The sequence below is a fragment of the Providencia sp. PROV076 genome (assembly GCF_028483405.1).
GTDB lineage: Bacteria > Pseudomonadota > Gammaproteobacteria > Enterobacterales > Enterobacteriaceae > Providencia > Providencia huaxiensis.
Genome location: NZ_JAMPRR010000030.1, coordinates 1 through 13,114 on the forward strand (window position 1 = coordinate 1; position 13,114 = coordinate 13,114).

Annotated in this window: 12 protein-coding genes; 5 read left to right on the plus strand and 7 right to left on the minus strand. The window is 38.9% G+C overall.

The genetic code is table 11. The features are described 5' to 3' along the window. The coding region (locus PSF67_RS17415; RefSeq protein WP_272677332.1) for a hypothetical protein at nucleotides 1-1,153 on the plus strand (1,153 nt) is incomplete at its 5' end. Between the two features lie 210 nt (nucleotides 1,154-1,363). Here the strand turns inward: PSF67_RS17415 and PSF67_RS17420 are convergent. The 3 genes from PSF67_RS17420 to PSF67_RS17430 all read right to left on the minus strand — a co-directional run bounded on the left by PSF67_RS17420 (nucleotide 1,364) and on the right by PSF67_RS17430 (nucleotide 3,781). Beyond that, complete coding sequence (locus PSF67_RS17420; RefSeq protein ID WP_166267694.1) at nucleotides 1,364-2,182, minus strand: helix-turn-helix transcriptional regulator; 819 nt, start codon at nucleotides 2,180-2,182, stop codon at nucleotides 1,364-1,366. Between the two features lie 733 nt (nucleotides 2,183-2,915). After that, nucleotides 2,916-3,284, minus strand: a complete 369-nt coding sequence (locus PSF67_RS17425; RefSeq protein WP_102137441.1) for a nitrous oxide-stimulated promoter family protein — start codon at nucleotides 3,282-3,284, stop codon at nucleotides 2,916-2,918. Nucleotides 3,285-3,568: 284 nt separating this feature from the next. Then, nucleotides 3,569-3,781, minus strand: coding sequence for a DUF465 domain-containing protein (locus PSF67_RS17430; protein WP_004261774.1), 213 nt, complete (start codon nucleotides 3,779-3,781; stop codon nucleotides 3,569-3,571). 267 nt (nucleotides 3,782-4,048) lie between these two features. Between PSF67_RS17430 and eco the strand changes: the two genes are divergently transcribed. Next, nucleotides 4,049-4,525 (plus strand): serine protease inhibitor ecotin, encoded by a 477-nt coding sequence (eco, locus tag PSF67_RS17435; protein WP_272677333.1) that lies wholly within the window; start codon nucleotides 4,049-4,051, stop codon nucleotides 4,523-4,525. A 47-nt stretch (nucleotides 4,526-4,572) separates the two neighbouring features. Here eco and PSF67_RS17440 read toward each other — a convergent pair whose 3' ends face one another. Continuing rightward, the gene (locus PSF67_RS17440) at nucleotides 4,573-5,010 is read right to left on the minus strand and encodes a universal stress protein (protein WP_102137443.1); all 438 of its coding nucleotides are present in this window, start codon (nucleotides 5,008-5,010) and stop codon (nucleotides 4,573-4,575) included. 299 nt (nucleotides 5,011-5,309) lie between these two features. On the opposite strand from PSF67_RS17440, the gene PSF67_RS17445 reads away from it, so the two are divergent. After that, nucleotides 5,310-6,239: a cation diffusion facilitator family transporter gene (locus tag PSF67_RS17445; RefSeq protein ID WP_102137444.1), complete on the plus strand. Its 930-nt coding sequence runs from the start codon at nucleotides 5,310-5,312 to the stop codon at nucleotides 6,237-6,239. 224 nt (nucleotides 6,240-6,463) lie between these two features. Continuing rightward, nucleotides 6,464-7,504, plus strand: a complete 1,041-nt coding sequence (locus tag PSF67_RS17450; RefSeq protein WP_102137445.1) for a galactose-1-epimerase — start codon at nucleotides 6,464-6,466, stop codon at nucleotides 7,502-7,504. A 72-nt stretch (nucleotides 7,505-7,576) separates the two neighbouring features. Here PSF67_RS17450 and PSF67_RS17455 read toward each other — a convergent pair whose 3' ends face one another. From PSF67_RS17455 to prpB, 3 genes are all read right to left on the minus strand, one after another. Next, entirely contained in the window at nucleotides 7,577-9,031 is a 1,455-nt protein-coding gene (locus PSF67_RS17455) for a bifunctional 2-methylcitrate dehydratase/aconitate hydratase (RefSeq protein ID WP_210844703.1), read from the minus strand. 11 nt (nucleotides 9,032-9,042) lie between these two features. Further along, nucleotides 9,043-10,206, minus strand: coding sequence for a bifunctional 2-methylcitrate synthase/citrate synthase (prpC, locus tag PSF67_RS17460; RefSeq protein ID WP_272677389.1), 1,164 nt, complete (start codon nucleotides 10,204-10,206; stop codon nucleotides 9,043-9,045). Between the two features lie 61 nt (nucleotides 10,207-10,267). Then, nucleotides 10,268-11,155: a methylisocitrate lyase gene (prpB, locus tag PSF67_RS17465; protein ID WP_195697515.1), complete on the minus strand. Its 888-nt coding sequence runs from the start codon at nucleotides 11,153-11,155 to the stop codon at nucleotides 10,268-10,270. A 241-nt stretch (nucleotides 11,156-11,396) separates the two neighbouring features. Between prpB and prpR the strand changes: the two genes are divergently transcribed. Further along, nucleotides 11,397-12,986 (plus strand): propionate catabolism operon regulatory protein PrpR, encoded by a 1,590-nt coding sequence (gene prpR, locus PSF67_RS17470; protein WP_246501307.1) that lies wholly within the window; start codon nucleotides 11,397-11,399, stop codon nucleotides 12,984-12,986. The last annotated feature ends 128 nt before the right edge of the window (nucleotides 12,987-13,114 follow it).

Genomic DNA, 13,114 nt, shown 5'->3' on the forward strand with positions numbered 1-13,114 from the left:
GTCAGAATTAGCAATAGCGAAAAAACAGTTAGCTGAGCAGCAAGCAGCACAAAATACATTATCAAAACAATATGCTGAGAGCCAAAAGCAACAGGAACAATTACAAACAAACTTAAAGCAAAATGAACAGAATTTTGTTGATGCTCAAAAACAATTGCAACAGGCCAATGCGGATCTGTTGAAGTTGCAAAAAGATGTTGAAAAACAAACGGCGCTAATAGGGCAAGCAAGTGACAAGCAAGTCAAAGAGTTAACGACAGACTTAAATAAACAAATTGCATTATTGAAACAGAAAGAAGCCGCTTTAGCTAAGTTGGAATCTGAGAAAAAATCAATTAATGATGCACTGACTGCCCAGGAAAGTGAGAAGAAAAAACTTGAGCAGCAAAACCAGCAATTTGTTAAACAGGCTAAGTCCCAAGAAGACAAAATTAGTAAACTTGAAAGCGATATTGCGGCTAAAACAAAGAAACAGTCTGAGATTGAGCAAAAACTGACAGAGACGAGTAAACTTTTTGGTGATTTAAAAACTAATTCTCAAAAAGAGTTGGCATCAGCACAAGAGAAGTTGAAAAAATTACAAACAGAGCTAGATTCGCGTAAATCCATTTCGAGTGATGAAACTTTAAAATCACAAATTATGGAATTAAACCGATTGATAACTCAGTTACAAGATGAAAATGATGCATTAAAAGCGAGAAGTGGCACAAAACCGAATACTGGCTTGGCAGGGCGAGTTCCACCTAGCAAAGATGCAAAAGCGGTTGCCGCAGAAAATGCGAAGAAAAACCAAAAAATTATTGAGCAAATCACCGCTCAAAAATACAGTAAGCTCGATAGCAACACTTACTATAAAATCATTCAAGCAGGTTCTCCTATAAAAGATGTTAAAAATAAAGACGTGACTTTTATTATGAGAGAGCAATTAACGGATGGTAAGGTTACGGTATTGTACACCGACCAAAACCCGGTCACATTACCTTATAGTCAGTTACCAACGCCATTAAATTCCTTTGTAGAACGAGCAGGGGAAGGGGGGATGGTTAAAGTCTATATTAAACCTGAAGGAGGGTATGGTGTTGACGGTATACCAGGAGAAGTGCCACCAAACTCCATGTCAATCATTGATTTAAAAATAATCAAAGCAAAATAATATAGCTTTTGTCTGAGTTCATCTTAAAGGTAATTTGTCACTGAAAGGCGAATTACCTTTTTTTGTGGTATATCAATCTGAAGGGATTATAGAAATTTAAGAAGTCTAAGAAGTGAATATGGCTGTGTAACGGAAGGGACTGAGACTTGCCTTTCTGCCAGATTATATTTCTATAACTGACAGGGCATGAGTTCGAAGATTGCTGAGCGGTTAAGCTGCTATTCTTGATCTACTCGGTGTGTATCCAAATCGTTTTCGATAAGTTTGGGTGAAGTAAGATTGACTGGAAAAGCCTGCTTCCATTGAAACCTCTACAATGCTCATTGTCGTGTTAATTAATAGCTGGTGTGCATACATGATACGTTTTTCACTAATCCACGAGCGTGGTGAGGTTGAATAAACGGTATTGAACAATTCTTTAAACGTTGTTAATCCCATACCAAAAGTACGTGCAAATTCACTTAGCCTCCATTCTTTAAGATAATTATTTTCCATAAATAACTGCAAACGCTCAACTTGGCGACTACTCAGCTGCCTAAAATTAGATAACAATAGAGCTCCTTGTTCACTGTAGCTGAGTAATAATAATAATTCGCTTACTCGGAGTGTGAAGATGACGTCAGGGTATTCATTATTAATAAATGCATTTAAGCTTGCTTTGATCTCATCAATGATGGGAGATGAATTAAATTTAATCACATCACATGGTAAGGCTTCATTACGGTCTATTTCGCTTAACTCTGCACCATGATTGGAGATGAAGTTACGCAAGAAATCATCATTTAAGGGGATCCAAAGTAATTTGCAATCTGTGGTTTCGGTGAGTTGCAAGGAGTAAGCCCCTTGTTTGTGATATAAAATGTCACCTTCATTTAAGTGTTGTGAGTTAGCTGGGGTTTCTAGTAACACAGAGCCTTGTTCTATGATCAAAAGCCCTTTGGTTTCTAAGTCGATGATATTATGAGATGCGTGACTATTAATGTTTATCTGTTTAATTACGTATTGATTCGGTGAATTTATTACTTGCATGACGATACCTTCATTAATTGTATTTCAAATATAATTTCAAAATAAAATATTCAACAATTTCAATCTGGTAATATAAAGCATGGGTGTTATTAGTATGGTTGAAATTATATAAATCGATTAATTTTGTGTCACATTGTAATTCCAAATATAAATAAATGTTTCCAAATATGCTTTTTCCGATCTTTTCTGGGTTTTGGTTCGGTATTTGTAGTGTTAAAAAAAGTTTATTTAGTTTTTTATTTTTATTATTTTTTTAGTTTGGGTTATTAATCCAAAATACTAAAATTAGTCGGTTGTTAATATGTTATCGTTTTTTACGCATAATAGGCGTTTTTTTTCTACTTTTTGCTCAATTGTCATTTTTAGTATAGTAATGTGAATTTTAGCTATGTTAATGATGATATTAAAATTCGTTAAAACCATCATTGATTAATATTATTTATGTAATAAATAATTGTTAACTTGAGTTATTTATTATGTTTATCGTATCGATAATACTAATTTATCAAGATAGGGCTGGATAGCGGGTTTATTGCGACAGGCATCTCATTTTTATAATGATAGGTTTGTACAATTGCTCTGATAGGCATTTCAAATATGTATTTTTATGCATAATTTCAAATGTTATTACTTTTTCATTCATCATTTTTCAGCCTACCTATGCCTTATTTTTCTCCTTATGCTGTGTTTTGTTTGAAACCTTAAATAGAGGGTGCCAATTTGAGCTAGGGTCTCACTCATCATGACCCATGCTTTTAGCTGTTCGCTTATTCACTTTAGCTGGTAAGTCAGGAACGGGTTTACGGTCATCAAGTAAGTGGCGTACAGCTAGTATTGGGTGATGGATTAGCATCTTAGGGCCAGCCCAGCGCATAACTAGCTTCATCTGCTCTCGCATTTTGGGTTGGTAACAATGGATTGGACATTGTTTACAAGCTGGTTTTTCTTCTCCATATCGGCATTTCTCTAACCTATTAACGGCATAGGAAAATAATTCTTGATAGAAATTAGGCGATTCTATGGGGGCGGGGTAGGTTTTTTCATAGATTTTTATCATTTTTTCAATCGTTTTAATTTCACGTTGAATGCGTTTACCAGCCATAAAATAAGTCTCTATAAAAAACAAACATACATTTAATATACAACTTTATATGAGGATAGCGAGTTAATGATAATGTATTCTTACTTTTATTGATGGAGCTCAACAAAATAAAGAGTTTTTCAATGTAACAAAAAAGAGGGTAAAAATTACCCTCTTTTAGTTGAATGAAAAATACTTAGCTAGGTACTAAATGAACAATAGAACATCGTCATTTTTTAGGGTGTTAGCTAATCTTTTTATTTTCATCATGTTAGAAAAACAACACATGTTGTTATCGTGATAGTCTATTGACTCGAGAGCATTATTTTTTGCATTTCATCTTTAAGATGTAATTTTTCTTTTTTTAGCTTAGCGACATGCTCATTGTAACCAGCACCAGAAGGGCCTTCTAATTTACTGATTTCTTTGTCGAGTTGATGATGCTTTTCATAAAGCGTTTGAAAACGGGGATGCGTAGAGATTAATTTTGAAACTAAATCTTGATCTGCTGATAACATACTACCTCCTCAGAATATATTAAGCCTCAGATTCAGTATAAACAGAGCGTACATTTTGTACATCCCAATAGCTTGTAATTTACATAATTTTTATTAGTTTTATGATCTTTCAACTAGAATTAAGTAGTATTACATTGTTTTTACCCGGGTTATCTATATTTTTGTAATTAAGAATCATCTATAGTGATAATTACGGTGTAAATGACTTAGTATGTATAAAATTCTGGTTTTTAAAATTGATTTTGTATTTCTAGATAGGAATAAATAATGAAAAAAGCGATTTTATCTGTAATGGCAGCGGCATTAATTTCATCATGTGCAGTCGCAACGGAGGATTTGGAAAAGATCGCGCCATACCCAAAAGCAGAATCGGGTATGACTCGTCATGTGATTGAATTAACCAAGCAACAAAATGAAAATGACTTTATGGTTGAGTTAGTTATTGGAAAAACGATCAAAGCAGATTGTAACCGCCAATGGTTTATGGGTGACCTAGACAGAAAGACGTTGGAAGGCTGGGGTTATGATTATTATAAACTTGACGAAGTAAAAGGCCCTGCATCTACTATGATGGGGTGTTCTGAACCTGCAAAAGACCGTTTTGTGCCAACTCAATTAGGTGATGATGCATTTGTGCGTTATAACAGCAAATTACCGATTGTGGTTTATGCTCCGAAAGATATGCAAGTAAAATACCGTATCTGGTCTACAGACGATAAATTAATGGATTCAGTTACAAAATAAATATTCAAGAAAATGCCGCATTTAGCGGCATTTTTTATAGAACCAATTTAGCGAATAACGAAGACAGATGTTTTCGCATGGCGCACGATTGCAGAGGCTGTTGAGCCTAATAGATAGGTTGAAGTGCTTGGGTGATGAGAGCCAACAACAATGAGGTCTGCGCTAATGTCTTGCGCATAATCTAAGATTTCATCTTTAGCTGAACCAATACCAATTTTGCAGTGGATCCGTTCATCAGCAACTTTGATATCTTTAATAACTTCTTCTAATGCACGCATTGCAAGGATTGAACGTTCCGCAGAATCTTTGTTACTTTCTGGTAATGCGGCAATTTCAATACCAAAAAATAACTCAAGGCTCGGAATAACGGATAGAAAATGAATTTCGGCTGAGCTTAGTTGCGCTAGTGCCTCAACGTGTTTGATGATCTCTTGGTTTAATTCATCTTCTAACAAATCAATAGGGACTAGGATTTTTTTATACATAGCTACCTCATTTTCGTATTATTTAAAATTAATTACAAAAGGTTATCTACAATATACTATAAGTTAAATGAAAAGTAATAAATGCTATAACGTGCGCATTTATGGCGATAATCTAAAAATGACATAACTTATTCTTTGAAAAGAAAGAATAATTATTATCAACTCTCTGTGTTATTTACAAATCACACAGAGACTTTTAATAAAATATATGCGAATATTGCGGTAAGTTGTTTAACTAATTGATTTAAATGTATTATTTGAATGATAATTGTTTTGTTTTTCATTAAAGAACCCATTTTATGACTATGAATAATGCTTCAGCACAGAAAAAAAGTGATTTTGAAATTCAACAAATAAAATTTAAAGCCGCAAAAAAAAGCACATTAGTCAGTGTTGTCGTAAATATTTTCTTATCGATTTGGCAGATAATTGTTGGCGTTTTTTCTCATTCTTCCGGGTTAGTAGCTGACGGTATTCATACATTATCGGATTTGGTTGCTGATTTTGTGGTGTTGATAGCGAATAAGAAAAGCCACAAAAAGCCAGATGAAGACCACCCATATGGCCATTTTCGTTATGAAAATGGTGCGTCATTAATATTAGGTATTATTTTATTAATTGTGGGTGTGGGAATGGTTTGGTCAGCGATTGAAAAATTACTGAAACCTGAGTTAATTCCTGAAGTTCACTCAATTGCATTGATTGTCGCACTGATTGCTTTAGTCGCAAAAGAGGGGCTGTTTCGCTATATGCTGCATGTCGCGAAAAAAGTGAACTCCAGTATGTTAGTGGCGAATGCATGGCATGCTCGTTCTGATGCGGCTTCTTCCTTAGTGGTGGCTATTGGTATTGTTGGTAGCTTGTGCGGATTTAAAATTTTTGACCCACTGGCCGCGTTGATTGTGGGGACATTTGTTTTTCGGATGGGGTTTAAATTCACCAATCAATCCATGCAAGATTTAATGGATAAAGGTGCAGATGAAGAAACTTTGCAGGAAATCCGTTCTATTTTGGATAATATCAGTGAATTATCAGGGTATCATGATTTAAAAACACGTAAGTCAGGCGACTTTTTATTGGTAGATGTACATTTAGAGCTTGATGGAAATATGAGTATTACTGTTGGCCATGAGATTGCGGTAAATGTGCGTAAAAAGCTGATGGAAAACCCATTAATTTTGGATGTCATGACACACCTTGACCCATATGACAAAGAGATTAAGCATTAATTATAGGTTGATTTTATTTTCCGATAAGAACCGAGCATAAAAGTGGCTCGGTTTTTTATTGCAAGCTATTATGTAAAAAGGCTCCATTAATTATTGCACCTAGTTGATAACAAGGTGAAAATTAATATGTTGTTTCAGCACGGCACAATATAGTATTTTTCCAACGTAAAGGGCAAATATAGCAAGCAGCTCTTTATAGTAATTATTGAATGATTGAGGAAAAAATGCAGTTAACTCAAGAACAATGTCAGATATTTCGCGCCCCAAAGGTTATTGCCCTTACAAATCAAAATGGTATGAAGATTATTCTCAGTAGTCTAGGCGCTAGTTGGGTTAGCTGTATACTTCCATTAGTAACAGGTAAACGAGACGTTGTTTTGGGGTCACCCAATATGGCGAAACAGATGGAACAAGGAGTATACCTTGGTTCAACCGTTGGGCGAGTCGCTAGCCGTATAAATAATTCACAGTTCACGTTAAATGAACAGCGTTATCAGCTTGCGAATAACCAAGGTGTACACTGCTTGAATGGTGGAAAGCATAATTTTAGCCAGCGTATATGGGGTATTTTTCAGCCAACTCCCCAGAAGGCTATTTTTTCTTTAGTGTCTCCTGCCGGTGAACAAGGCTTTCCAGGTCGGCTAGAGGTTGAGGTGAGCTATGAACTCACAGAAGATAATCAAGTCGTTATTCACCATACTTATCAATCGACAGAAGCTTGCCCTGTTAACCTCGCGAACCACATCTACTTCAACCTAGCGGGGGAAGATTCGGTCAGAACGGCTTTGGAACATGATTTATATATTGGTGCAGACCAATTCTTGCCGACAGATATGGACGGTATTCCAACGGGCGAATGGCATAACGTGGCTGAAACCAATTTTGATTTTCGCCAAAGCAAGCGTATTGGCCGAGATTTTTTACAAGACGATGTGCAGCACCGCGTTGGTGGGTATGATCATGGGTTTATATTAAACGATGCATTAACCGACGGTGAGCAGACAGTGGCAACACTGGGGGCGCCAAATGGGGATGTATGGCTCAATATCGCAACAACACAGCCTGCATTACATGTATATAGTGGAAATAACCTGCTTGCAACATCGGGGAAAACTCGAACGTATGTCCCTTATTCAGGGGTAGTGTTGGCAACTCAGTTTCCAGCGGATGCCATTAACCATTCAGAGTGGGGAGAACAATACAGTTCGATTGCGTTTCCTCAACAAGTGTACCGAAACCAAACTCGCTACCAATTTGTTTTTTGATACCTCAGTGAATGTTCAGCGCCTCAATATTAAGGCGCTGAATTGAATTGCTCGCTAATAATTGCTTTAGACTTAAATAACAAATAAATCCATATATTCATTAACGGGCATTTTTTCTAGCATTGGTTTATCGAGAGAGGCTTTTAGAATTCGAATTTGTTGAGCCTCAGGGAATTGCCTTGCTAAATTAACTCTAAATTTATTTAATAATAATGGCATACCCTCTTTACGGCGGCGCTTGTGGCCAACAGGATATTCGATAACAACCTCATCAAGCACTTGCCCATCCTTCAATGTAATAGTTAACCCATTGCTAATCGAGCGTTTTTCAGGGTCATGATAGTCTTGGGTGAACTGTACATCTTCTGTGCAATGCATTTTTGCACGTAATGCATCAATACGTTCGTCTTTAGCAACATTGTCTTCATAATCAGCGGCCGTTAGACGACCAAAAATTAATGGGACAGCGACCATATATTGGATGCAATGATCCCTATCTGCCGGATTATGTAATGGGCCTTTTTTATCAATGATACGAATACAAGCTTCATGGGTACGTATGGCAATCGACTCAATATCTTGAGCCGTTTTTCCTAGTTTTTCGAGGGTTTGATGGAGTTGTAACGCTGCTTCTACTGCAGTTTGGGAATGAAACTCAGCAGGGAAAGAAATCTTAAATAACACATTTTCCATGACATATGAGCCATAAGGGCGTTGAAAACGCAGTGGTTGCCCATTAAATAAAACATCGTAAAAACCCCAGGTTTTAGCGGTTAACGCCGTTGGGTAGCCCATCTCCCCTTTTTGAGCCATTAAAGCGAGCCGAACCGCACGAGATGTTGCATCACCTGCAGCCCATGATTTGCGAGACCCTGTATTGGGGCTATGGCGGTAGGTACGCAGACTGTGCCCATCAATCCATGCTTGGGAGACCGCATTGAGAATTTGCTCTCTTTCCAAGCCCAATAAATGAGAAACAACCGCAGTTGAGGCCACTTTGACTAAAATAACATGGTCGAGCCCAACTTGGTTAAAGGCGTTTTCTAATGCGATACAACCTTGAATTTCATGCGCTTTAATTAATGCCGTCAAAACATCTCTAATCACTAGCGGGGGCTTGCCTTTCGCAATATTTTCACGAGAAAGCCAATCCGCAGTAGCTAAAATACCGCCAAGGTTATCAGATGGATGCCCCCATTCGGCAGCAAGCCAAGTGTCATTAAAATCAAGCCAGCGGCACATTGTGCCAAGATTAAATGCGCCTTGCACAGGGTCTAATTGAAATTGTGTACCTGGGATTTTTGTGCCATTTGGGACGATAGTCCCCGGGACGATAGGGCCTAATAATTTTTTACATGCAGGGTATTCAAGGGATTCCATACCGCAACCAAGGGTGTCGAGCAGGCAATGATAAGCCGTATCATAGGCGAGCTCAGAAATAATCGGGTAATCCATTACATAATCAACAATATCGCTGATCACTTTATCAAATTCAATTTGTTGCGAACGCACGGTTTGTGTTGTCATTAGGTTACCTTTTAACGCTGTTCTATAGGAATAAATAATTGGTTTTCAGGCCCAACATAGTTGGCTGAAGGGCGAATAATTTTATTATCTTGTCGTTGTTCAATAATATGTGCTGACCAGCCCGCGGTACGTGCCATAACAAATAATGGAGTAAACATAGCGGTGGGAATGCCCATAAGGTGATAAGCCACAGCAGAAAACCAATCTAAGTTTGGAAACATATTTTTTTCACGTTTCATGACAGATTCAATGCGATCTGCAACGGTATAAAGATGTCGATTTAGATTTTGTTCTGATAACTGTAAGGCGACAGATTTGATTATGGGATGACGAGGGTCTGCGAGGGTATAAACTGGGTGGCCAAAGCCAATGATAACCTCACTCTTTTTAACCCGGGCGATAATATCTTGTTCCGCTTCGTCCATTGATGCATAACGTTGCTGAATTTCTAATGAAACTTCATTTGCACCACCGTGTTTTGGGCCACGCAGGGCGGCAATTGCCCCTGTCATTGCAGAGTAAAAATCTGTGCCTGTTCCCGCAATAACCCTAGCTGCGAATGTGGATGCGTTAAATTCATGTTCTGCGTATAAAATTGCCGCAATATGCATGAATTTTTCCCATTGAGCAGGGGGCTTTTTACCGTGTAATAGATGCAAAAAATGCGCGCCAATCGAATCATCATCCGTTTGGGTTTCAATGCGTCGTCCATGGTGGCTAAAGTGGTACCAATACAACAACATCGAACCCAGTGACGCTAACAAGCGGTCAGCGATATCTCTAGCGCCAGAAAAAGAGTGTGATTCTTTTTCGGGTAACACACATCCCATCATTGATACGCCTGTACGCATGACGTCCATCGGGTGTGCGTTCGCCGGTATTGATTCTAAGGTTTGTTTGACACTTGCGGGTAACCCTCGAAAGGATTGTAGTTTTTCTTTGTATGCAACGAGCTCAGTTGCCGTAGGGAGCCTGTCATGGATGAGCAAATGTGCGATTTCTTCAAATTCACATTGTGTGGCTAAGTCGTGAATGTCAAACCCGCGATAATGCAGGTCATTACCATTACGTCCAACGGTACAAAGCGCTGTGTTTCCAGCCGCTACACCAGAAAGTGCAACTGATTTTTTAGGTTTAAATTGAGGTGCTTCAGTACGACTAAGTTGTTCATTCATCATTTATTCCTTGTAGGGGACAGAAGAGATGCAACTTTGAGTAATGATAAGTGTTTAAAAATTATGATTTCTTTTGGGAAAATAGTGCATCCAGTTTTTGTTCATAATCGTAATAATGAATACTTTGATACAGTTCTTCTCGAGTCTGCATTAGTGGAATGACACTTTTTTGCGTGCCTTCTTTACGTAACGTTGTATAAACCTGTTCAGCTGCTCTATTCATGGCTCGAAACGCAGACAGTGGATATAGCGCAATGGCAATACCCACACTGCGTAATTCATCAAGGGTAAATAAAGGGGTTTGGCCAAATTCGGTTAAATTGGCCAGTACGGGAGCGGAAGTATTACTCGTAAACTGTTGATACATAGAAAGTTCAGTGATTGCCTCTGGAAAAAGCATATCCGCACCGGCTTCTATGTAGGCTTGTGCACGTTCCAGCGCGGCATCGAGTCCTTCGACCGCTAATGCATCGGTTCGAGCCATAATGACAAAACTGTCATCAGTTCGTGCATCAACGGCTGCTTTGATGCGGTCGACCATCTCTTGCGTCGATACAATCTCTTTATTAGGGCGATGGCCACAGCGTTTTGCGCCTACTTGGTCTTCAATATGTAACCCGGCTGCGCCCGCCTTGTAAAATGATTTTACCGTGCGTGCGACATTAAAAGCAGAAGGGCCAAAGCCAATATCAGCATCAACCATTAGTGGTAAGTCACATACGTCAGTAATGCGTCGAATATCAATTAAAACATCATCTAAGGTTGAAATACCTAAGTCCGGCATGCCCAGTGACCCAGCAGCAACGCCACCTCCAGATAAATAAATAGCTTTATAGCCAGCTTGTTTAGCAAGGAGTGCGTGGTTGGCATTGATGGCCCCAACAAGCTGTAGTGGAGATTCTTGGGTGATAGCCTCGCGAAACTTTTGACCTGCACTAAATGACGACATAATAGCCTCATGTGGTGTTAATTAATTGTAATTAAATTGAGATAACTATAGTCATATAGCAATTGACGTGCCAACCTTGAGTTAAATTACGTACAGGTAAAAAGTGTTTAAAATCAATGGTGTGATGATTTTCTCGATTTGTGATAAGAAAAACAAATTTAAAATAATCGGTTGGCATGTTTCATTGAAACCATATATTGTTAAATGAAACAAATTTGAAACGTATTGAGAAGGTAGGGTGATGGTGGAAAAACCCATTATTTGGACGGTTTCAGTGTCCCGGTTATTTACATTGTTTCGAGATATCAGCCCTGAATTTAGTGAGCAAGCGGAAATCACGCCGCTCAATCTTGGTTTTGAACAGGCGGTAGAGGCTGTTCGTCAACGACTAAAGGATGGACACTGTGACGCCATTATCAGTGCGGGTTCAAATGGGGCTTATTTAAAAAGCCATGTTTCAGTCCCTGTTATTATCGTGAAAATCAGTGGCTTCGATGTTATGCAAGCATTGGCTAAAGCCCGAGAGATTAGCGATAAAGTCGGGATCATCAATTATAAAAAAACGTTGTCTTCATTAGATGAATTTCAGCAGCGCTTTGGTTTACAAATCGAGCAGCGGAGTTATGTCACGGCAGAAGATGCAAGGTCTCAGCTTAAAGCACTAAAAGCTATGGGGATTTCTGTTGTCGTGGGGGCTGGGTTAATCATGGACTTGGCGGATGAAATGGGGATGACTGGGGTTTTTGTCTATTCCACAGAAACCATACAGCAAGCATTTTCAGATGCTATCGAATTAAGCCGAATGTCGAGGCGTGAAAACCATTCGCAAGGTAAATACCTTCCCCCTAACCCCGCAAAAGTTCGTTATACGATAAACGACCTGATTGGTTCGTCATTATCGATGGAGCGTGTTAGGCAAACTATTATGTTGTATGCACGTTCTGATGCAACAGTATTGGTTCAAGGCGCGAGTGGAACAGGAAAGGAGATGGTGGCGCAAGCTATTCATCACGAATATACCTTATTTAATCAACATAAGCGTAGTAAACAGCAAATGCCTTTTGTCGCTGTTAACTGTGGTGCGATACCTGAAACATTATTAGAAGCCGAATTATTTGGTTATGAAGAAGGCGCCTTTACTGGCTCTCGTCGCGGTGGTCGAGCAGGACTATTTGAATTGGCGAGTGGGGGAACTCTGTTTTTAGATGAAATTGGTGAAATGCCTATCGCATTGCAAACAAAGTTGTTGCGGGTTCTCGAGGAACGCTCTGTAGTACGAGTCGGTGGGTATAAACCGCTACAAGTGAATGTTCGAGTCATTTGTGCGACCCACTGTGACTTAGACCGTTGGGTGAAAGAAGGGCGTTTTCGAGCCGATCTATTTTATCGGCTCGGGGTGCTGAGAATGCGCGTGCCTGCGCTCAATGAACGTGGTGATGATATTTTAGTATTAGCGGAGCGGCTACTTAAGTTAGCCTTTGCTGGATTGGTCTTGCCACTCCCTGCTTTTCGCGTGCAACAGCTGTTAAGTTGTCGTGACTATTTTCTCAATTACGCGTGGCCAGGAAATGTTCGTGAGCTGCGAAATTTAATGGAGCGGGTGGCTCTCTATTGTAGCGCATACTCCGAAAAAGCCATCAGTGAGGAAATGTTAGCGAGTTTGTCTCCTGAGCGCAAATGGGAAGCAACTAGTCATGAGGTTGTTATTGATAAAAGTAAGGAATCACTCACTGACGTGATGGCTAGGTTTAATGGTGACCGCAAAGCTGTAGCTCAGTATTTAGGTATTAGCAGGACAACTCTTTGGCGGCGACTTTCTTCACATTCCTAATCATCCTTTGAAATGTCTGGGAGATCCGCTTATTGGCGACCAATCAAAATGGGCTTAATTTTTATTATTAGAAAATTTATTTCTCTATTTTAATTAAAAAGTGAAATAAATTGTTTTAGTAAATTGAG

Coding starts and splice junctions, on each gene's coding strand:
- prpB (WP_195697515.1), bottom strand. CDS start 11,155: ATGTCGTCATTTAGTGCAGGTCAAAAGTTTCGCGAGGCTATCACCCAA.
- prpC (WP_272677389.1), bottom strand. CDS start 10,206: ATGAATGAACAACTTAGTCGTACTGAAGCACCTCAATTTAAACCTAAA.
- eco (WP_272677333.1), top strand. CDS start 4,049: ATGAAAAAAGCGATTTTATCTGTAATGGCAGCGGCATTAATTTCATCA.
- PSF67_RS17420 (WP_166267694.1), bottom strand. CDS start 2,182: ATGCAAGTAATAAATTCACCGAATCAATACGTAATTAAACAGATAAAC.
- PSF67_RS17445 (WP_102137444.1), top strand. CDS start 5,310: ATGACTATGAATAATGCTTCAGCACAGAAAAAAAGTGATTTTGAAATT.
- PSF67_RS17455 (WP_210844703.1), bottom strand. CDS start 9,031: ATGACAACACAAACCGTGCGTTCGCAACAAATTGAATTTGATAAAGTG.
- PSF67_RS17450 (WP_102137445.1), top strand. CDS start 6,464: ATGCAGTTAACTCAAGAACAATGTCAGATATTTCGCGCCCCAAAGGTT.
- PSF67_RS17425 (WP_102137441.1), bottom strand. CDS start 3,284: ATGGCTGGTAAACGCATTCAACGTGAAATTAAAACGATTGAAAAAATG.
- prpR (WP_246501307.1), top strand. CDS start 11,397: ATGGTGGAAAAACCCATTATTTGGACGGTTTCAGTGTCCCGGTTATTT.
- PSF67_RS17430 (WP_004261774.1), bottom strand. CDS start 3,781: ATGTTATCAGCAGATCAAGATTTAGTTTCAAAATTAATCTCTACGCAT.
- PSF67_RS17440 (WP_102137443.1), bottom strand. CDS start 5,010: ATGTATAAAAAAATCCTAGTCCCTATTGATTTGTTAGAAGATGAATTA.